The following is a 19967-nucleotide window of genomic DNA, read 5'->3' as shown; positions in this document are numbered from 1 at the left end:
CGGGCGCCCGCCCCCTTTCCCCTGCGCGTCCCGTCATGCCCGGTCGAGCCCTCTCATTCGCAGGTGAGGGAACGGGAGGCGGGCAACGCCCCGAGGATCCACTCCCGGTCGCGGGCGATCTCCTTCTCCCCCGTCGTCCACCGGTCGGGGGTCACCGCGCCCCGCCGGATGCCGACCAGTACGTGCTCACCCCGCCGTGGAGCGGCCTCCTCCCGGTCCACCAGGAAACTGACCCGTGTCTTTCCCTCCGCCGGCTTGTAGGAGCGCGTCACGTCGAGGGTGACCCGGTCCCGCCCGGTGCCCGGGACCGGCTCGATTGCGGCGATCTCGCCCTCGGCCAGCAGCCGGGAGCAGGCGAGGTAACCGGGGGCGCTGAGCGAGGCCGCGCCGCTCGCGCTGTCCGCCGCCTTCGCCCCGCTGTCCGCCGACGACTTCGAATCCGCGCCCCCGCCCTGCGCGATCAGCCAGCCCGTGCCGACGACCATCGAGGCGACGACGGCCGCGGCGAGGGTGCCCAGGACGACGGCTAGGGGACGGCGGCCCCGGTTCCTCGGCGCCCCCGCCGGACGGCGCGGACGCTGCCTGGGAACCCGTACGGGCCTCGTCTCCTCCCCCGCTTCCGCCAGCGCGCCCCCGATGGCGGCCAGCTGCTCCCGCAGCACCACCAGGTCCGCGACCGCCGACCGGTGCTCCGCCACCGCCTCCGGGTCGTCGCGGGCCCCTTCGGGCAGCGGTTCACCGGTGATCGCGGCCCACAGCGCGTCCGCTGCCGCACTGTCCTCGTGCTCGGCGTACCCGGCCACGTCACACCACCTCGTCCTCGTGCAGGCGGGCGCGCAGGGCACGGACCGCCGAGTGCAGCCTGCTCTTGACCGTGCCCTCCGGGATGCCGAGCTCCTCGGCTATCCCACGCACGGAGAGATCGGCGTAGAAACGCAGGACGAGGACCTGCCGCTGCGCGTCGGGCAGGTCGTCCAGCCCCTGCGCCACGGCCAGCGAGAGCACGCTGGAATCCTCGCCCGAGGGGTGCTCCAGCTGCCGGAGCCCCGCCAGCCGCTCGCCGAGCCGCTGCTGGCGGTGCCTGGCCCGGTGCCAGTCCATCGCCAGGTTCGAGGCGACGACCGCCGTCCACGCGGACACGTCACGCGGTGCCTCGTCCCCCTTCGCGGCGCGCTCCAGCAACCGCAGGCGGACCTGCTGCACCCCGTCCGACAGGTCCGCCTGCGGTACCCCGCCGAGCGCGAGCACCGCCCGCACCCGGCGTTCCTGCGCCGCGTCCAGCGGGTCGTCCACCCCCTGGGCACTGCGTGTCCTTCTGCGCAGCACAGCTGCCCTCCCCTCCCGCGTTTCCCCTACGACGCCGGTGCGGGCCGAAACGTTCGGCCGCGCGCCGCCGAATCGCACCGAGACGCACCGAGGCGTACGTCACACCGGACCGTGGCCGGAGCGACGCGAGCACCGTACGGCTTGCGGTTGCCGGGGTCCGCCGGACGGTTTTCTTCCGGCGGCCGCTCGCCGGGCCCGTCCCGCTCCGCGAACGGCGTGGGCAAAGGATTGGACACAACGGCACGGGTCAGACGCATGATGGAAGCGCTGGACCACGTAGAACGCACGCAAAGGGAGTCGCCGTGAGGGTCGGAATCGTCGGAGCCACCGGTCAGGTCGGCACGGTCATGCGCAGGATCCTGGTCGAGCGGGACTTCCCGGTCACGGAGCTGCGTCTGTTCGCCTCGGCCCGCTCGGCCGGCTCGGTGCTGGACGGCGTGACGGTGGAGGACGCGACGACGGCCGACTACTCCGGCCTGGACATCGTCCTCTTCTCGGCCGGCGGTTCGACCTCCAGGGCGCTGGCCGAGAAGGTCGCCGCGCAGGGCGCCGTCGTGATCGACAACTCCTCCGCCTGGCGCAAGGACCCGGACGTACCCCTGGTGGTCTCCGAGGTGAACCCGCACGCGATCGCCGACCGCCCCAAGGGCATCATCGCGAACCCGAACTGCACGACGATGGCCGCGATGCCCGTCCTGCGGCCGCTGCACGACGAGGCGGGGCTGGCGGCGCTCGTCGTCGCCACCTACCAGGCCGTGTCGGGATCCGGTCTCGCGGGCGTGGCCGAGCTGCACGGCCAGGCGCTGAAGGTCGTCGCGGACGCCGACCGGCTCACCCACGACGGCGGGGCGGTCGACTTCCCCGAGCCGCAGGTCTACAAGCGGCCCATCGCCTTCAACGTGCTCCCGCTCGCCGGCTCGATCGTCGACGACGGTCTGCACGAGACGGACGAGGAGCAGAAGCTCCGCCACGAGTCCCGCAAGATCCTGGAGATCCCCGGCCTCAAGGTCTCCGGCACCTGTGTCCGTGTCCCGGTCTTCTCCGGCCACTCGCTGCAGGTGAACGCCCGCTTCGAGCGTCCGATCTCGGTGGAACGCGCCACCGAGCTGCTGGCCGGCGCCCCGGGTGTCGCCCTCTCCGAGATCCCGACCCCGCTCGAGGCCGCGGGCCAGGACGCGTCGTACGTCGGCCGTATCCGCGCCGACGAGACGGTCGAGCACGGCCTCGCCCTGTTCATCTCGAACGACAACCTCCGCAAGGGCGCCGCCCTGAACGCGGTCCAGATCGCGGAGCTGGTGGCGGCCGACCTCAAGGGCTGACGCCCACCACGCACGCCCCCGGGGCGGTCACCGCACGGTGACCGCCCCTTCGCACGCCCTGACCGCCCCCGGTCACGCCGTGCCCCCCTCCCGCGGTACACGCCCGTCACACCCGGCGCACCTCGTAGAGGAAACAGCCGTACTCGACGGCCCGTACATGGACCAGCTCCACCGCCGGGTCGGCGAAGGCCGCCTCGAAGGCCGCCTCGAACGCGGACCACTCCGGGACCTCCACCAGCCGGCCCCCGAGGATGCGGCCCCCGGCGGAGTAGCGCCGCACGGTGCGGTGGGCGCCCTCGAACGGCCGGACGTCCGCGGCCGGCCCACCGCACTCCCGCGCGTGGACGAAGACCGGGCCCTGCTCGTCGTACGCGCCCGGATCGACGCCGGCCGCGGCGGCCCAGCGGCGCAGCGGGGCGTACGAGACGAGGGCGATCCGCTCCCCCGGCTCACCACGGCGCAGACAGCAGCGCAGTGGAGCGCCGCCCTCCTCGTCGGTGAAGGGAACCATCGGGCGCCCCGCGTCGTCAGCTGTGCGGAGATCCTTCAGGACCTCCGGTTCGATGGGGCGTGCGGTGTAGGTCGTCATGCGCTCCACACTCGCGCCCGAAAGCCCCGGTCACCGGCGGGATACGGACATCGCGTTCCGTGCTGGTCCCGTGGAAGGATGGCGCAACCGTCACATAACGAGGAGATGACCGCGTGCCTGGCACAAACCTGACCCGCGAAGAGGCGCAGCAGCGCGCGAAGCTGCTCACCGTTGACTCGTACGAGATCGATCTCGACCTCTCGGGCGCGCAGGAGGGCGGCACCTACCGGTCCGTGACCACAGTGCGCTTCGATGTCTCCGAGAGCGGCGCGGAGTCCTTCATCGACCTGGTGGCCCCGACCGTTCACGAGGTGGTCCTCAACGGGGACGCCCTCGCCCCCGCCGAAGTCTTCGAGGACTCGCGGATCACGCTGCCCGGCCTCCTGGAGGGACGCAACGTCCTGCGGGTCGTCGCGGACTGCGCGTACACCAACACCGGTGAGGGGCTTCACCGGTTCGTCGACCCGGTCGACCAGCAGGCCTACCTGTACACCCAGTTCGAGGTCCCGGACGCCCGGCGCGTCTTCGCGTCCTTCGAGCAGCCCGACCTGAAGGCCACCTTCCGGTTCACCGTGAAGGCGCCGTCCGGCTGGACCGTCATTTCCAACTCGCCGTCGCCCGAGCCCAAGGACGACACCTGGGCCTTCGAACCCACGCCGCGGATCTCCACGTACATCACCGCGCTGATCGTCGGCCCGTACCACTCGGTGCACAGTGTGTACGAGAAGGACGGACAGAGCGTGCCGCTCGGCATCTACTGTCGTCCCTCGCTCGCCGAGTTCCTCGACTCGGACGCGATCTTCGAGGTCACCCGGCAGGGCTTCGAGTGGTTCCAGGAGAAGTTCGACTTCGCGTACCCGTTCAAGAAGTACGACCAGCTCTTCGTGCCGGAGTTCAACGCGGGCGCGATGGAGAACGCGGGCGCGGTGACGATCCGGGACCAGTACGTGTTCCGGTCGAAGGTCACCGACGCCGCGTACGAGGTGCGCGCCGAGACGATCCTGCACGAGCTGGCCCACATGTGGTTCGGCGACCTCGTGACCATGGAGTGGTGGAACGACCTGTGGCTGAACGAGTCGTTCGCCACCTACACCTCCATCGCCTGCCAGGCCTACGCGCCGGACAGCCGCTGGCCGCACTCCTGGACCACCTTCGCCAACTCCATGAAGACGTGGGCGTACCGGCAGGACCAGCTGCCCTCCACCCACCCGATCATGGCGGAGATCCGCGACCTGGACGACGTGCTCGTCAACTTCGACGGGATCACGTACGCGAAGGGGGCGAGCGTGCTGAAGCAGCTCGTCGCGTACGTCGGCATGGACGAGTTCTTCCGGGGCGTGCAGGCGTACTTCAAGCGGCACGCGTACGGCAACACGCGTCTGTCCGACCTGCTGGGCGCGCTGGAGGAGACCTCCGGGCGCGACCTGAAGAACTGGTCGGAGAAGTGGCTGCGGACCGCCGGCATCAACGTCCTGCGCCCGGAGGTCGAGACGGACGCGGACGGGGTCATCACCTCCTTCGCGATCCGCCAGGAGGCCCCGGCGCTCCCGGCGGGCGCCAAGGGCGAGCCGACGCTCCGCCCCCACCGCATCGCGGTCGGCCTCTACAACCTCGACGCGAGCGGCAAGCTGGTGCGCGACGAGCGGATCGAGCTCGACGTCGACGGTGAGCTGACCGCCGTACCCGAGCTGACCGGCAAGCGCCGTCCGGCCGTCTTCCTGCTCAACGACGACGACCTGTCGTACGCCAAGGTCCGCCTCGACGAGGACTCGCTGGCCTTCGTGACGGAGCACCTCGGCGACTTCGAGTCCTCGCTGCCGCGCGCGCTGTGCTGGGCCTCCGCCTGGGACATGACCCGCGACGGGGAGCTCGCCACCCGCGACTACCTTTCCCTGGTGCTGTCCGGCATCGGCAAGGAGTCCGACATCGGTGTCGTGCAGTCGCTGCAGCGGCAGCTCAAGCTGGCGATCGAGATGTACGCCGACCCCGCCACCCGCGAGGCGCTGCTGACCCGCTGGACCGAGGCGACCCTCGCGCACCTGCGCGCGGCCGAGGCCGGCGGCGACCACCAGCTCGCCTGGGCGCGCGCCTTCGCGGACACCGCCCGGACGCCGGAGCAGCTGGACCTCCTGGAGGGTCTGCTGGAGGACCGGGAGACCATCGGGGGTCTCGCCGTCGACACCGAGCTGCGCTGGGCGTTCGTACAGCGGCTCGCGGCGGTCGGGCGCTACGACGAGGCGGAGATCACGGCCGAGTACGAGCGTGACCGGACGGCCGCCGGTGAGCGGCACGCGGCCACCGCGCGGGCCGGTCGTCCCACCGCGGAGGCGAAGGAGGATGCCTGGGTCTCGGTCATCGAGTCCGACAAGCTCCCGAACGCCGTGCAGGAGGCGGTGATCGGCGGCTTCGTGCAGACCGACCAGCGTGAGCTGCTCGCTCCGTACGCGGACCGGTTCTTCGCCGTGGTGAAGGACATCTGGGACGCCCGTTCGCACGAGATCGCCCAGCAGATCGCGATCGGCCTGTACCCGTCGATCCAGGTCTCCGAGGAGACCCTCGCCAAGACGGACGCGTGGCTGGCCTCCGCCGAGCCCAACGCGGCCCTGCGGCGCCTGATCTCGGAGTCCCGCGCCGGGATCGAGCGCGCGCTGAAGGCGCAGGCGGCGGACGCGGCGGCCTCGTAGCCGGTCGTACGTCGTACGCAGGTACGGTCTGAGGGCGCCCGGCGTTGTGCCGGGCGCCCCATTCCGTTCGTGGGGCGCCCTCGCCTCTGCGTTCGCGGGGCGCCCTCACATCAGGGCGCGGGCGAGCACGAGCATGGTGCGGGCCTGGAGCGCGGTCTGGTCGGCGACGGACACCCAGCGGGCGTCGAACGTGCGCTCCAGCTCGCGGGCCCACCCGTCCACGAGGGTGTCCAGCGCCGGTGCGCCGCCCAAAGCCCGGCTCATCATGGCCGCCGCGCGCAGCGGGATGCGACGGGCCGCGATACCGAGCGAGACGGAGTTGCCGACGGTGGTGGCCAGTTCGGCGGCGCTCCAGGTGTCCACGACACCGGATCCGATGTCCATGAGCTCGCGGGCCGCCGTGAAGTGGGCCAGCTCGTCGGGTGTTCCGGGCGGACGCGGATCCAGTTCACCCACCACGGACTCCAGTTGCTTGACTCTCCCGAGCAGGATCTCGCTGACGTCGGCGAGTTCCCGGCGCGGTTCGGCCACCGGCCGTGGATCGCCGACGCCCGCCACGCTCCAGAAGGGCGCCTCGACCACGGCCGAGACGGTGCCGTGGCGCATCGCGTGCAGCCAGGTGGCCCGCGAGACGAAGCCCGAGGGGTCCCGTTCCTCCGCCGGGCTGCCGTCCGGCAGGACGAGCACGCCCGGTCCCTCGACGAGCCACCCCATGCCGTCGAAGGGCCGGTGTTCCAGGGGAACGCCCAGGTCCGCCGCGATCCGGCGGTAGGCGGCCGGCACCCCGGGCACCACGCGGGTCAGTTGCAGGAAGGTTCCTCCTACTTCTACGCCGTGCAACGAGAACTGCACGACCGGGCGCAGTTCGTCGATGAGCCCCAGCAACGCCTCGGACTCCGGCATCGGCGCGCGCTGATCCCCCGCGACGGGCGGGAACTCGGGCTGGGCGGCGAAGGCGGGACGGTAGAAACGCCGGTAGTAGCTCCCGATGAGGGGCGGTGCGGCGGGGTTCGGGGCACCGGAGGAACCCGCGGTCATCCAGCCCTCGGCGAGACTCGCGCCGTCGGGATCGAGGCAGAGCAGGAAGTGCCAAGTGCAGTCCAGCCCTCCGTCGCCGCCGCCCAGCAGACTCGGATCACGGGCGAGCCGCCGGGCGAACCGGAGTGAAGTGGCCCCGCCCGCAGGCTCGTTGGCGTGCGCGCCGGCGACCGTGAGCACCTGGCGCGGGCCGTGTCCGGCCGACAGCAGCCACAGCGGCCGGCCGGCACGCGAGGTCCCGATGTCGCGCAGACGCAAGTCGTCGGGCCGCGCGGCCACCGTCGCACGAGCGCCTCGCAGCAGCTCGTCCAGGGTGGGATACGGGGTTCCCCGCATGCCGGGATCCGGTCAGGTGCCGTTCGCGTTGCTGGCCCCGGTGGTCTCCTTCTTGTCCAGCGGACGGATCACGATCCTGGCAGCCATGTGGTCCCCTCTCCTTCACAACCGACTGTGCGCGACAGCGGAACCCGGCCCGAGCCGGGCCGTCGAGCGGGTACGACGGGCTGGTCAGCCGCCGTTGCCCCCGCTGCTGTCACCCGTGGTCTCCTTCTTGTCCAAAGGACGGATCACGATCTTGGTGGGCACGCCAACTCCTCCCCCTCGCAAGGATGTTGCGTATCGCGGCGCGATCGCCGACCGCGTCTTGTCAAGGCTCGACTCGGGGCACCAGAGTGTCAAGGCATGTACCTGTAACGGGAAGGGGTCCTGGTGACGGTCACGGTCGAGACGCTCCGCCGGCCCCGGATCAAACCCGAGCACCGGGCCTACCGCACGATCGACGGCAACGTCCGTATCGGCAGCGTCATCCACGGCATCGGCGCGGAGATCGCGGACCCGGAGGGCTGGGTCTGGACGCTGGTCGGGGCGATGGACGGAACGCGGGGGCCGGCCGAGGTCGTCGACGCGGTGCTGCGGGCGCATCCCGCACTCCCCGGCCTCACCGACGAGGACACCCGTCAGGCGATGGCGGATCTGCTCGACGCCGGGTTCGTGGAGGACGCCGGAGCGCCCGTGCCGGTGTCCGGGCGGGAGCGCGTCCGCTACAGCCGGGGCGTGCCGCTGCTGCGCTGGATGGATCTCGGTCCCCGGGCGAACCCGTGGGACGCCCAGCTCCGGCTGGGCAGCGCCCGGGTGCTGCTCATCGGCGTCGGCGGCACGGGAGGTCATGCCGCGCAGAGTCTGGTCGCCTCCGGAGTCGGCCACCTGCACTGCGTGGACCCGGACGTGGTCGAACTGTCGAACCTCAACCGCCAGCCCCTGTTCCGCGAGTCCGACCTCGGCCGTCCCAAGGTGGAGGCCGCGCTCGGCACGCTGCGGGCCCTGAACTCGGACGTGACGGTGACCGGGGAGCGGCGGGAGGTGCGGGGGCCGGAGGATCTGGCGGAGCTGGTGCGGTCCGGGGCGCCCGAGGTCCCGCGTCCGGTCCCGGTCCCGGATCCGCCCGGGGCCCCGCGTCCGCCCACGGCCGCGCGCGCGTCCGAGCCGTACGGCCTGCTCGTTCTCGCCGCCGACCGCCCGGACGACATCCGGCGCTGGGCGAACCGTGTCTGTCTGGCCGCGGGCCTGCCATGGGTCGACGCCGGATACCGGGGTCCCCTGGTGACGGCCGGGGTGCACGTGCCCGGCCGGGGAGCCTGCTGGGAGTGTCTGCGGGCCACGGAGGTCGCCCGCCGCGATCTGCGCCTGGCGCCGGGCCAGGACGAGGAGGCCGCCTCCCCGCATCTGCCGTGGAACCCCGCGAGCGCGGTCACCGCCGGTCTCTCCGGCGGGCTGCTCGCCCACGCGGCCCTGGCCCTGCTCACCGGCGTGCCCGCGCTCGACCCGGGTTTCCGGTTCGGGATGAACCTGATGCTGCCGGGGGATCCGGTGCTGGAGAGATCCCCGCGGCGGCCCGACTGCCCGGCCTGCGGCGACCGGCCCACCGGAGAACCCGCCGGAGAACCCGCCGGAGAACCCGCCGGGGCACAGACCGGGGGATCGCCCGAGGGATCACCCGGAGAACGGGCCGGAGGCGGGACCGAACGGCGGGCCGGGAAGCAAGCCGGGGAGCGGGCCGGAGGACAGCGGTGACCCGGTCCGCCGGGGGGCGTCACGGGTGCGTCGGCCCCACCGGCCGGCCCCCGGCGTCCCCGGGCCCCACCCCCCACGTACGCCTCCACCGGCTCGACTCGCGCCCCGACGGGGACGAATGGATCGTCGGGCGGCTCGCGACCGGCCGGTTCGTCGCGCTGCCCGAGGTCGGCAAGCAGGCGCTGGACCTGCTCGGGCAGGGGTTGGGCGCCGCCGAGGTCGGACGGCGGCTGCGGGAGACGACCGGCGACGACATCGACGTACCCGATTTCGTCGAGGCGCTGGTGGACCTCGGGTTCGTGGCCGAGGTGGACGGACGGCCGACCGAGTCGCCGCCTCCGCCGAAGCCGACGTTCGCCCGGATCCGCCCCCGGCACGTGCGCTGGGTGCTGAGCCCCGTCGTCCCCGTCCTGGTCGGACTGCTGATCGCGGTCGCCCTCCTCACCCGGCCGCCCGTTCCGCTCGGCTACCGCACCCTCCTGTGGAGCCCGCACGGCAGCGCGGTGATCGCGCTCGGCGCGGGCGTGGGCTGGACCCTGCTGCTGCTCCACGAGTGCGCCCACCTGGTGGCCGCCCGCGCGACCGGCGTGCCCGGCCGGATGCGGCTCGGCACGCGGCTCCAGTTCCTGGTCATGCAGACGGACATCAGCGGCATCGAGATCGCCCCGCGCCGCCACCGACTGACCGCCTACCTGGCCGGCATCGCCACCAACCTGTCCGTCGCCTCGCTGGCCGCCCTCGCGGCGGGCACCACGGACGGCACCGCCCGCGGGGTCCTCGCCGCCGTCGCGCTGCTCGCCCTGCTCCCGCTGCCCTTCCAGCTCATGGTCTTCATGCGTACGGACCTGTACTTCGTGCTCCAGGACCTGACGCGCTGCCGCGACCTGTACGGGGACGGGGTGGCGTTCTCCAAGTACGCGGCCCGGCGTGTGCTGCGGCACGTGCTGCGGCGCGCGCCCGCCCCGGACCCCAGCCTCGACCTGCCCGTCCACGAACGGCGGGCCGTGCGGGTGTACAGCGCCGTGCTCGTCGTGGGCACCACACTGTGTCTCGCGTTCCTCGCGACCGTCACCCTGCCCGCGGACGTCATCCTGTTCGCCCGCGCGGTGACCCGGCTGGGCCCCGGGCACTCCACCGCGCAGCGCCTGGACTCCGCGGCGGTCGTGGTCGCGCTCGGCGGGGTCCACCTGCTGTGGGCGCGCACCTGGTGGCGGGGGCGCGGAGTCAGTGCGGAACCATCCCGCCGGTGACGTTGACGAACGTGCCGGTGATGCCGCCCGCCCGGTCGGAGGCGAGGAACGCGGCGGTGGCGGCGATCTCCGCGAGGGTGGGATTGCGGCGGGTCATCCGCATCCCGGCGAGGTTCGCGAGCAGTCCCCGAAGGGCCGTCTCGTCGAGGTCCATACGGCTGTCGACCGCGGCGAGCTTCTCCCGGGTCAGCGTCTCGGGCACCCCGGCTGCCCACAGGCCCACGACCCGCAGTCCGCGCGGTCCCAGCTCCGTCGCCAGGTTCCGCACCAGCGTGTCGATCGCCGCGTCGGCAGGGCCCGTGCCGCCCATCATCGGACTGCCGTGCGCGGAGCCGCTGTTGAGCGTGAGCACCACGCCCGAGCCCGCCTCGGCCATGCGCCGGGCGGCCGCTCGGGCGGTCGTGAAGGTGGCGCGGATGCCGGTCTCGACAGGCCGTACGAAGTCCTCGACCGGCAGGTCGACCAGCGGAACTCCCTGCACGTCGCCCCGCGTGACCAGGTTGAACGAGATGTCGACGGCGTCCAGCGAGGCGATGTGTGCCTCGACCGCCGCCTCGTCCAGCGCGTCTAGCACCGCGGTCTCGGCGTGCCCGCCCGCCGCCACGATGTCCTTCGCCACCGCGTCCAGCGTCTCGCCCGTACGCCCCACCAGGTGCACACGGGCACCCTCCTGGGCGAAGGTGCGCGCGACGGCGCCGCCGATGGAACCGGCGGCGCCGTAGATGATCGCGGTCTTGTCGGTGAGCAGCATGGTGATCCCTCCTGAAGGTGTACGGCCGTACGAGTGCGTCGTACGGGTCCGTCGAACGTGTCGGTCATGCAGACGTACGCGCCCGCCCGCACTCATCGGTCGCCACCCGCCGGCCGTCGCTCAGCGGTCTCCGCTCATGGGACTCCACTCATCGGTCTCCTCTCATCGGACTCCCCTCATCGGTCTCCGCTCATCGACCGTCGCTCATCGACCGTCGCTGATCGACCGTCGTTCAGCGGTCGGCCGGGAGCCGCAGGGGCAGTCCGAACGCCGGGAAGAGGTGCGGCTCGAAGGAGGTGATCTCCACGATGCGGTCGCCCTCGATGCGCAGTACGTCGAGGACCTGGGCGCGATACACGGTCGTACCGGGGCGTCGTACGTAACCCCCCGCCGCGAGCTGCCCGTTGGCCCGCGCCGGAAGGTGGCGCCAGTGGCCGAGGAACAGCGGGGACGCGGGGTCGAGGCTGATCCCGAGGAACTCGGTGAGCGCGGCGCGGCCGACGAACCAGTAGGGGTTCGGCGGCATGGTGAGCCTGATGTCCTCGCTGAGCAGGTCGGTGAACGCGGCGAGGTCGAGGCTTTCGGCGGCTGCCATGTAACGCCCGAGGACCTCCCGTTCCCGGGCGCCGGCCTCCGCGGTCCATTCGGTACGGCGGCGGGGCAGACGGTCGCGCAGGGTGGGCCGGGCGCGTTGCAGGGCGCTGTTGACCGAGGCCACCGTCATCTCCAGCGCCTGAGCGGTCTCGGCCGCGGAGAGTCCGAGCACGTCGCGCAGGACCAGGACGGCACGCTGGCGGGGCGGCAAGTGCTGGATGGCGGCGAGGAAGACGAGCTCCATGGTCTCCCGGGAGACCGCGAGGGCGTCCGGCTGGTCGTCGGCGGACGGCAGGTCCTCGTCGGGGTACGGCTGGAGCCAGGTGATGCGGGCCGGGGGTTCGGCGCTGCCGTGGTTCATACCGGGCAGCGGCTCGTACCGCTGGGGACGCCGGGCGGTGCGCCGCTGGAAGTCCAGGCAGGTGTTCGTGGCGATCCGGTACAACCAAGTCCGTACGCTCGCCCGCCCCGCGAAGCCGTCCCGGGCCCGCCAGGCCCGCAGGAACGTCTCCTGGACGAGGTCCTCCGCGTCGTCGTAAGAGCCCGCCATCCGGTAGCAGTGCACGCGCAGCTCGCGGCGGTACGGCTCGACGAGCGCGGCGAAGTCGCTCTCCCCGAGGGCGGCGTGCGGGCCGGAGCCTTGCGTCACGGAAGGCCGCGTGACGGAAGGCCGCGTGACGGAAGGCCGCGTGACGGAAGGCCGCGTGACGGAAGGCCGCGTGACGGAAGGCCGCGTGACGGCTTGCTGCCCGGCGGGAGTCCGCATGACGGAGGTCCGCCCGGTGGAGGTCCGCCCGGCGGGAGTCCGCGTGACGGGATCGCGGGTAGCGGAGTCCTGGTCCGGGGGAGTCCGCGGAGCGGTGGCCTGCGGCGCGTCGTGGTCCGCCGTGATGGGTTCGTCGCCGGGGGCCGGCGCGCCCGGCTCTTTCGTCACGTCGGCCCGCGTGACGGAATCGTCGTTCGCGGTGTCCCGGGCGACCCGGGCGATGCGGCGCAGCCGTCCGACCGAGGAGGCCAGGTCGGTCACGCCGGAGTAGAAGACGGACGGCGGCTGCGGAACCAGCGCCTCGACCTGCCGCCCGACCTCCTCGATCAGCCCGCGCGCGGTGTCGGCCGGCGCCGCGCGCCGCTCCCGGTACGCCTTCTGCCGGCAGGCGGCGGAGCAGTACACCGAGCTCCGCCCCGTCCGCCCGGCCCGCCCGGCCAGGGGCTTTGCGCAACTGCGGCACACGGCATCGGTCACGGGAACCTCCAAGGGACACGTCACGCGGGACCGACGTGACGCTATCGCCGAGGCCCGGCCTCGCGAAGGCGATCGGCACGGCCCGGACGACACCCTCGGTCGCCCACCGTCAGTCGCCCACCGCGGCCGTCACCGCCGCCTCGACCGCCGCCTCGTCGGGGGCCTCGGCGGCCCACGCCACGTATCCGTCGGGCCGCACGAGCAGCGTCGTCCGCCGGTCGCCCGCCCAGCTCTCCACCACGAGCCGGTCCTCGCGGTCGCCGGCCTCGTACGCCCGAGGGGCCGATCCCGGCCTCACGAGGACGAACCTGCCGCCCCGCAGGGCCTCGTAGAGACGTCCGCCGCGCAGGGCGACATCGGGGACACGGGTGCCGACGAGGGCGTGCGAGCCGCGTGGCGCCCGGTAGGCGTAGCCGATGCCGGTGATCTGGCCGGCCGCCTTCCGGCCGGCCGGGCCGACGCCGTTGAGGACCGTGGTGAGCGCGGCGCGCAGCGCCAGCGTCCACGGGCGCTTGGCCATCGCGAGCCGTACGATCCCGCCGCTGCTGCGCAGCACCGACCTGCCGACGGGGTGGCGCTCGGCCTGGTAGGTGTCCAGCAGGGCGGGCGCCGCGTGACCGTTGACGACCAGGGCCAGCTTCCAGCCGAGGTTCGCCGCGTCCTGGAGGCCGGTGTTCATGCCCTGACCGCCGGCCGGGGTGTGGACGTGGGCGGCGTCACCGGCGAGGAGGACCCGGCCGACGCGGTACGCGGGTGCCTGGCGCTCGTCACTGTGGAAGCGCGACATCCAGCGGGCGTCGTGCATGCCGTAGTCGCGGCCCAGGGAGAGCCGGGTGATCTCCCTGACCTCGTCGAGTCCGAGCGGCTCACTGTCGGGGACGTTCCGGCCGCGGTGCCAGCCGATCACCCGGTGGTAGCCGTCGCCGAAGGGCGCGATGAAGGCGAAGGCGTCGCCGACGGCGTTGGCGGTCAGCACCGACTCGGGTTCCTCGGCCAGCCGGACGTCCGCGAGGACGACGGACCGGATGACCGACTTGCCGGGGAACGGCAGTCCGACCGCCTCGCGCACCGCGCTGCGCATCCCGTCCGTGCCGACGACGTACGCGCCGCGCAGCTCCCCGGGCTCCCCGTCCGGGTGCCGGACGTCGAGCGTCACGCCGTCCGCGTCCTGGCGCAGCCCGGTCACCTCGGTCTCGTACACGAACCGCACCCCGGCCTCGGCCGCCCGCCGCTCAAGCGCCTTCTCCACCTCGTACTGCGGGATCACCAGCAGGTGGTTGAAGCGGGAGGGGAGCGTGTCGAGTTCGACGGTGAGCCGGTCGAAGAGCCGGATGCGGTCGAGGGACCGGCCCTGGGCCTCCAGTTCGTCGGCGAGACCGCGGGCGTCGAGCTGCTCCAGGGTGCGGGCGTGCAGGACGAAGGCGCGGGAGAGGTTGCTGATCCCGTGCGGGCGCTTCTCGACAAGGGTCACGGGGACGCCGGCGGTGGCCAGGTCGGCGGCCAGCAGCAAGCCGGTGGGACCGGCGCCGACGATGATCACGGTCCGGGCAGCGGCGGCGGTGCGGGTCTTGCCGTTCATGGCGGCCTCCTGATGCCAACAATCATGGGCCAACACTCGTTGACCAGCTGTTCCCGCCAGGCGATTCCCACCGGGGGATGCTGAGCGACCGCCGGCCAACGTCTAGTCAACGCCCGTTGGCCAACGCTCGTTGACAAACGTAGAACGCCCATACTGGACTGTCAACAGGTGTTGGCCTACGGTTGTTGGCATGCCTGCCAAGGAACCCTCGTCCGCCTCGCGCCAGCCCGCGCCGCAGTCGCCCTCGCCCCAGTCGCCACCGCCCCAGGCCTCACCCCGGCGCTCCGACGCCACCCGCACCGCGATCCTCACCGCCGCCCGCGAGCGCTTCGCCGCCGACGGCTACGAGCGCGCCACCATCCGCGCCATCGCCAAGGACGCCCGTATCGACCCGTCCATGGTCATGCGGTACTACGGCTCGAAGGAGGGACTGTTCGCCGCGGTCCTCGACGTCGATCTGCGGCTGCCGGCGCCGGAGCGGCTGAACCGGCAGGACGTGGGCCACGCCCTGGTCCAGCACTTCCTGGACCTCTGGGAGGAGAACGAGGTGTTCACCGCGGTACTGCGGGTCGGCGTCACCAACCAGGCCGGCGCGGAGCGCATGCAGGCCATCTTCCGGGACCAGCTGCTGCCGATCTCCCTGCACCTGTGCCCCGACCCGGAGCAGGCACCGGTCCGGGCCGCGCTCACCGCCTCACAGCTGCTGGGCCTCGCCCTGGCCCGCTACGTCCTGCGCTTCCCGCCCGCCGTTGCGCTGCCGCGGGAGGAGATCGTGGCGTGGCTGGCGCCGACGGTGCAGCGCTACCTCACGGCGCCGCACCCGTAGAGACCGCGCCCGAGAAGCGCGCCACGCTCCCGGAGCGGGCGCCGGGCTCCCGGAAGCCCCCTCGGTGCCCCCCGGCGCCACCGGCGCCCTCCCTCGGACGGCTCCACCCCCCTGGAAACGCGTCGAGGGAGTCCCCGCACACCCGGGGCGGGTGGGCGCGGACTCCCTCGACGGAGAGACGGAAGGGCGGAAGAGAGCCGGAATCAGCCCCGCTTCGCCTGCTTGGGAGACTTGTCCAGGACCATCACGAGGCCCGCGATGATCGCGAACAGCAGGATCGGCGCGACGACGTAGAGGCCGACCGTGTCGATCACGCTCAGGCCCTTGCCGGGGTCGTCACCGTCGTCGCGGGTCAGCGCGAGCGCGGGAGACGACATGAGCAGCATCATCAGCGTCGTACCGGAAGCCAGGGCGCCGGCGCGCAGGGCGTTCTTCTTGTCCACGGTGCAAACGTAGCGAACACCTGAACGCGCCGCGCGCCCGGGGGTGCCGTACGGAGGTCCCGGCGGTGCCCCGGCGGTGTCCCGGCAGTGCCTCAGGGGTGTCTCAGCGCTGTGGGTGACCTCCCCCGCCGTCCCCCGGACGCGCCCGCAGCACGTCGATGAGGGCGTACAGCCGTGGTGACGCGGCCAGTTCCTCCAGCGTGACCGGGCGTCCGGCCGCGTCGGCGACGGGCAGCCGCCAGTTGGGGTACTGGTCCCAGGTGCCGGGCAGGTTCTGCGGACGCCGGTCGCCGACCGCGTCCGGCAGCCAGACACCGATCATGCGGGCCGGCGTGCGCAGCAGGAACCGGTGCACGGCCTGGATCTCGGCCTCCTCCGACACCGCGGAGCCGGAGCCGCGCAGCAGCCCGAGCCGGGCGAAGAGCGCCAGCCACTCCCCCGTCTCCGCCGAGGCCGCGGCCCGCTCGTCCGCCAGGGCACCGGACAGCAGTCCCAGCCGGTCGCGGAGTTCGACGTGGTCACCGGTGAGACGGGACGCGGTGGGCGGCAGGTCGTGGGTGGTGGCGGTCGCCAGGCAGTCCGCGCGCCAGCGCTCGGGGGGAAGGGGCTGCCCGTCGCCGTCCCAGTCGCGTTCGAACCACAGCACCGAAGTGCCCAGCACCCCGCGCTCCTGGAGCGTCTCGCGCACCCCGGGTTCGACGGTGCCGAGGTCCTCGCCGATCACCAGCGCCCCGGCCCGCGACGCCTCCAGCGTCAGGACGGCGAGCATCGCCTCGGCGTCGTAGCGGACGTACGTCCCCTCCGTGGGCGGCTGTCCCTGCGGGATCCACCAGAGCCGGAACAGACCCATGACGTGGTCGATGCGCAGCGCGCCCGTGTACCGGAAGAGGGCGCGCAGCAGGCGGCGGTAGGGGGCGTAGCCCGAGGCGGCCAGCCGGTCCGGCCGCCAGGGCGGCAGGCCCCAGTCCTGGCCGCGCGCGTTGAAGGCGTCCGGGGGCGCGCCGACCGACATGCCCGCCGCGTAGTACTCCTGCTGCGCCCAGGCGTCGGCTCCGCCCGGATGCACCCCGACCGCGAGGTCGTGCACGAGTCCCACGGGCATGCCGGCGTCGCGCGCGGAGCGCTGTGCGGCGGCGAGCTGGGCGTCGGTGAGCCAGGCGAGGCGGCTGTGGAAGTCGACGCGGTCCATCAACTCGCTTCGGGCGCGGGCCGTTTCGGGTGAGCGGGGGTCACGCAGGCCCATGGGCCACTTCTGCCACTCCGGGCCGTGGACCTCGGCGAGCGCGCACCAGGTGACGTGGTCCTCCAGTGCCTCGCCCTCCTCGGCGAGGAAGTCGACGTACGCGGCCCGGCGTCCGGGGCCGAGCGGTACCTCGCGGATCAGTTCCAGCGCCTCGCGCTTGAGTTCCCAGACGGCGTCGCGGTCGATCAGCGCGTCCTTGTCGAGCACGGACGCGCGCAGTCGCCCGGCGCGCTCCAGCAGCGTGCCGACGCGGTCGCGGTCGTCGAGGTACGCGAACTCGGGGATGTCCTCGATCCGCAGGTGCACCGGGTCGGGGAAGCGGCGGGAGGAGGGGCGGTACGGGGAGGGGTCCGTCGGGGTGCCGGGCACGGCCGCGTGCAGGGGGTTGACCTGGACGAATCCGGCACCGAGTGCCCGGCCGGCCCAGGCGGTGAGTTCGGCGAGGTCGCCGAGGTCGCCCATGCCCCAGGAGCGGCGGGAGAGGAGGGAGTAGAGCTGGACGAGGAGTCCGTAGCCGCGTCCGGGCGGGGTGGGCAGCCGGTCGGGGGCGACGACGAGGTGGGCGTCGGCGATGCGGCCGTCGGGTGCGGTGGCGCGTAACGCGTGGACGCCGGGCGGGAGTTGTTCGGCCGACGCGCGGGTCTCGCCCTGTTCGGTGGTGATGCGCAGACGGGTGCCGTCGGGCAGCGCGGCGAGCGCGTCGGGCGGGCGGCCGCCCCAGGAGACCACGGTCGGCGGCAGGAGCCGGTCCCATGTCTCGGCCTCCCGGGCGGCGAGGGCCGCGCGGACGGCGTCCGGGGTGCTCGCGTCGACGCCGAGCGCCGCGAGGGCGGCGACGACCGCGGTGTCGGTGGCCGCGACGGTCCGGCCGGGAGAGGGGCTGTGGGAGGTGGCGACGCCGTGCAGTGCGGCGAGCCGGGACAGCGGCATCTAGACCCCCGAGGCATCCGTGGCGGCGCCGGTGGAGATGGGTTCGCTGGTCAGGTGCGCGGCGTCGGCCAGCGGCGGCTCACTGGTCAGCGGCTCGGCGTCGGGGAGCGGCGGTTCGCTGGTGAGCGGGAGCTCGGTGGCGGTGCCCTCCGCGGTGAAGAGGCAGAAGCGGGGTTCGGCCGAGAAGCGCGGCTCGGCGGAGAAGCGGGGTTCGGCGGTCGGTTCCGTCGGGCGTTTGGAGAGGGCCGAGAGCAGAAGGTGTGCTGATGCGGCCACGGGGGCCTCCTTGTCGGGTACGGCGGCGGGCGGGTTACCGCAGCCCTACCCAACGCGCGGGACGGCAGACGTACACGGGCGAACAATGTGCTTTTGGTCACGTTCTGTTCCGGCTCGGCCCCGCCAGGTCCGGGTGAAGGGTGAACCGGTGGCTCCGGCGGGGTCGATAGACGGGGTGTGAGACTGTTCCGCCCCGTGAGGGGCCACCGGGAGGACGCCACGGACGCGGCACTGCTGCGGGCCGTCGCGGACGGCGACTCGGCGGCGCTGGCCGCACTGTACGACCGGCACGCCGGATGGCTGCACACGCGGCTGACCCGGCGCTGCGGGGACCCCGAGGTCGTCCGGGAGGTGTTGCAGGACACCTTCGTGACCGTGTGGCGGTCGGCGGCCGGGCACCGGGGCACGGAGGCGGGCGGCTGGCTGTGGACGATCGCGGCGCGCCGGCTCGTCGACGCCCGGCGGGCACGGGAGCGGACCGTACGGGTCGAACGGGCCGGACAGGCCGAGTACGCGGCGCCGCCGCCCGTGCCCTCCGCGGAGGAGCGCGTGCTGGCGGGCCTGGAGTACGGGGACGTGGGCACGGCCCTGGACCGCATCTCCCCCGAACTGCGCGAGGTGCTGCGCGCCACCGTCGTCGACGGGCTGACCACGCGTGAGACGGCCCGACTGCTCGGTATCCCCGAGGGCACGGTCAAGACCCGCGCGATGCGGGCGCGCGCCGAACTCAGGGCGGCACTCGCCCACCTCGACCCCTCCGGGGGCCCGTCACCGCTGGGAGGCCCGGCATGACCGGCTGGCACGCCGGCGACGATCTCGTCGCCCGCTACACGGACGGCACCCTTCCGGAGCCGGACGCCTGGTCCCTCGAGAAGCACCTGGAGGGCTGCGGTTCCTGCGCCGCGCGGGCGTCGCGGGCGGCGCGCGCGGGGGCGGCGGGACCGGTACTGGCGCGGGTGCGGGCCGCCGTCCTGGACTCCGTCCCGCACCCGGCCCGGTCCCCGCTTCCGACTCCCCCGCTCGGGCCGCCCGCGGTCTCGACGTCCACGGTGCCGTGGCGCGCCCGAGCCGCCGGGGGGCGGCTCGGGCGGATCGTCTGGGCCGCCGGGCCCGCGCTGCGCGGTGCCTGGACCGGGGCCCTGCTGCTGGTGGCCGTGGGGGCGCTCGCGCTGGCGTACGGCGGCGGGTCCGCCGGCGCGCGCCCGCTGCTGCTGGCCGTCGCGCCGGTGGTCCCCGTCGCCGGGGTCGCCCTCTCCTACGGCCGGTACGCCGACCCGCTGTACGAGCTCGTCGCGACGTCGCCCTCCGGCGGACTGCGGCTGCTGCTCACCCGGACGGCCGCCGTACTGGCGGTGAGCATGCCGCTGCTGACGGCGTCCGGGCTGCTGCTCCCCGCCGCCGGTCCCCGCCTTCCGCAGGTGCCCATGGCGGCGGCCTGGCTGCTGCCGGGGCTCGCCCTGACGCTGGCCACCCTGGCGTTGTCCGGGTACACGGGCTGCCGTACCGGCTCCGCGGTGGTGGGCGGCGGCTGGCTGCTCGCGCTGACGGCACCGGTCCTCGCCTCGGACGGCCCGGGACCGACGGCCACCGGTTCGGGCCTGACGGACCGTCTCGCCCAGCAGCTCTCCCTCTACTTCACCGGCGCGCCCGCGCAGTGGGGATGGGCGGCCGGGGCCGCCCTCTGCGCCCTGCTGCTCGCCGCGCGCCGCACCGCGTACGACCGTCTGGAGACGATGTGAACACCCCCGCCCCGCCCGGCACTTCCGTGGGCAACGCGAGTCCGGGCACCGGATCCACCGCGATACG

17 protein-coding genes and 1 pseudogene are annotated in these 19967 nt (G+C 73.5%); 7 read left to right on the top strand and 11 right to left on the bottom strand.

What is annotated here, in order from left to right:
- Positions 1–53: 53 nt before the first annotated feature.
- Positions 54–803, bottom strand: a complete 750-nt coding sequence (locus tag ACFVTC_RS07050) for a hypothetical protein (RefSeq protein WP_390124777.1) — start codon at positions 801–803, stop codon at positions 54–56.
- Position 804: 1 nt separating this feature from the next.
- Positions 805–1326: an RNA polymerase sigma factor gene (locus ACFVTC_RS07045; RefSeq protein WP_390124775.1), complete on the bottom strand. Its 522-nt coding sequence runs from the start codon at positions 1324–1326 to the stop codon at positions 805–807.
- A 302-nt stretch (positions 1327–1628) separates the two neighbouring features.
- On the opposite strand from ACFVTC_RS07045, the gene ACFVTC_RS07040 reads away from it, so the two are divergent.
- Positions 1629–2645 (top strand): aspartate-semialdehyde dehydrogenase, encoded by a 1017-nt coding sequence (locus ACFVTC_RS07040; protein ID WP_168528134.1) that lies wholly within the window; start codon positions 1629–1631, stop codon positions 2643–2645.
- 106 nt (positions 2646–2751) lie between these two features.
- On the opposite strand, the gene ACFVTC_RS07035 is transcribed toward ACFVTC_RS07040, so the two are convergent.
- The gene (locus tag ACFVTC_RS07035; RefSeq protein WP_390124773.1) at positions 2752–3234 is read right to left on the bottom strand and encodes a DUF1203 domain-containing protein; all 483 of its coding nucleotides are present in this window, start codon (positions 3232–3234) and stop codon (positions 2752–2754) included.
- 113 nt (positions 3235–3347) lie between these two features.
- Here ACFVTC_RS07035 and pepN point away from each other — a divergent pair, with 113 nt between their 5' ends.
- On the top strand, positions 3348–5918 hold the full coding sequence (gene pepN / locus ACFVTC_RS07030) for an aminopeptidase N (protein ID WP_390124771.1): 2571 nt from the start codon (positions 3348–3350) through the stop codon (positions 5916–5918).
- Positions 5919–6023: 105 nt separating this feature from the next.
- Here the strand turns inward: pepN and ACFVTC_RS07025 are convergent, their stop codons facing one another.
- Entirely contained in the window at positions 6024–7292 is a 1269-nt protein-coding gene (locus ACFVTC_RS07025) for a M14 family zinc carboxypeptidase (protein WP_390124769.1), read from the bottom strand.
- Positions 7293–7700: 408 nt separating this feature from the next.
- On the opposite strand from ACFVTC_RS07025, the gene ACFVTC_RS07020 reads away from it, so the two are divergent.
- A complete protein-coding gene (locus ACFVTC_RS07020) occupies positions 7701–9026 on the top strand; it encodes a HesA/MoeB/ThiF family protein (protein WP_390125478.1) in 1326 nt (441 codons plus the stop codon).
- Positions 9023–10276 carry a hypothetical protein gene (locus ACFVTC_RS07015; RefSeq protein ID WP_390124767.1) on the top strand — a complete coding sequence of 418 codons (1254 nt, stop codon included), beginning with the start codon at positions 9023–9025 and terminating at the stop codon, positions 10274–10276. The genes ACFVTC_RS07020 and ACFVTC_RS07015 overlap by 4 nt, the downstream gene beginning before the upstream one ends.
- Here the strand turns inward: ACFVTC_RS07015 and ACFVTC_RS07010 are convergent.
- The 4 genes and pseudogenes from ACFVTC_RS07010 to ACFVTC_RS06995 all read right to left on the bottom strand — a co-directional run bounded on the left by ACFVTC_RS07010 (position 10251) and on the right by ACFVTC_RS06995 (position 14443).
- Positions 10251–11027 (bottom strand): SDR family NAD(P)-dependent oxidoreductase, encoded by a 777-nt coding sequence (locus ACFVTC_RS07010; RefSeq protein WP_390124765.1) that lies wholly within the window; start codon positions 11025–11027, stop codon positions 10251–10253. The genes ACFVTC_RS07015 and ACFVTC_RS07010 overlap by 26 nt on opposite strands.
- 232 nt (positions 11028–11259) lie before the next feature.
- On the bottom strand, positions 11260–12387 hold the full coding sequence (locus ACFVTC_RS07005; protein WP_390125476.1) for a sigma-70 family RNA polymerase sigma factor: 1128 nt from the start codon (positions 12385–12387) through the stop codon (positions 11260–11262).
- Positions 12302–12850, bottom strand: a pseudogene (locus tag ACFVTC_RS07000) (pentapeptide repeat-containing protein); the annotation flags it as partial. The pseudogene ACFVTC_RS07000 and the gene ACFVTC_RS07005, both read right to left, overlap by 86 nt.
- 123 nt (positions 12851–12973) lie before the next feature.
- Positions 12974–14443 carry an FAD-dependent monooxygenase gene (locus ACFVTC_RS06995; protein ID WP_390124763.1) on the bottom strand — a complete coding sequence of 490 codons (1470 nt, stop codon included), beginning with the start codon at positions 14441–14443 and terminating at the stop codon, positions 12974–12976.
- Positions 14444–14633: 190 nt separating this feature from the next.
- On the opposite strand from ACFVTC_RS06995, the gene ACFVTC_RS06990 reads away from it, so the two are divergent.
- On the top strand, positions 14634–15269 hold the full coding sequence (locus ACFVTC_RS06990; RefSeq protein WP_390124761.1) for a TetR family transcriptional regulator: 636 nt from the start codon (positions 14634–14636) through the stop codon (positions 15267–15269).
- A 203-nt stretch (positions 15270–15472) separates the two neighbouring features.
- Here the strand turns inward: ACFVTC_RS06990 and ACFVTC_RS06985 are convergent, their stop codons facing one another.
- The 3 genes from ACFVTC_RS06985 to ACFVTC_RS06975 all read right to left on the bottom strand — a co-directional run bounded on the left by ACFVTC_RS06985 (position 15473) and on the right by ACFVTC_RS06975 (position 18161).
- Positions 15473–15712 (bottom strand): hypothetical protein, encoded by a 240-nt coding sequence (locus tag ACFVTC_RS06985; RefSeq protein WP_168528140.1) that lies wholly within the window; start codon positions 15710–15712, stop codon positions 15473–15475.
- 103 nt (positions 15713–15815) lie between these two features.
- Positions 15816–17885, bottom strand: a complete 2070-nt coding sequence (gene malQ, locus ACFVTC_RS06980) for a 4-alpha-glucanotransferase (protein WP_390124759.1) — start codon at positions 17883–17885, stop codon at positions 15816–15818.
- Entirely contained in the window at positions 17886–18161 is a 276-nt protein-coding gene (locus ACFVTC_RS06975) for a hypothetical protein (protein ID WP_390124758.1), read from the bottom strand.
- A 177-nt stretch (positions 18162–18338) separates the two neighbouring features.
- On the opposite strand from ACFVTC_RS06975, the gene ACFVTC_RS06970 reads away from it, so the two are divergent.
- Together ACFVTC_RS06970 and ACFVTC_RS06965 are read left to right on the top strand one after the other, a co-directional pair.
- A complete protein-coding gene (locus tag ACFVTC_RS06970) occupies positions 18339–18953 on the top strand; it encodes an RNA polymerase sigma factor (RefSeq protein WP_390124756.1) in 615 nt (204 codons plus the stop codon).
- Complete coding sequence (locus ACFVTC_RS06965) at positions 18950–19900, top strand: zf-HC2 domain-containing protein (protein ID WP_390124754.1); 951 nt, start codon at positions 18950–18952, stop codon at positions 19898–19900. Before ACFVTC_RS06970 ends, ACFVTC_RS06965 begins: the two co-directional genes overlap by 4 nt.
- The last annotated feature ends 67 nt before the right edge of the window (positions 19901–19967 follow it).

It is taken from the genome of Streptomyces sp. NPDC057950 (genome assembly GCF_042887295.1).
GTDB classification, from domain to species: domain Bacteria; phylum Actinomycetota; class Actinomycetes; order Streptomycetales; family Streptomycetaceae; genus Streptomyces; species Streptomyces kaempferi.
The sequence above is the reverse complement of the archived record's forward strand: the minus strand, read 5'-3'. Positions and strand labels throughout refer to the sequence as shown.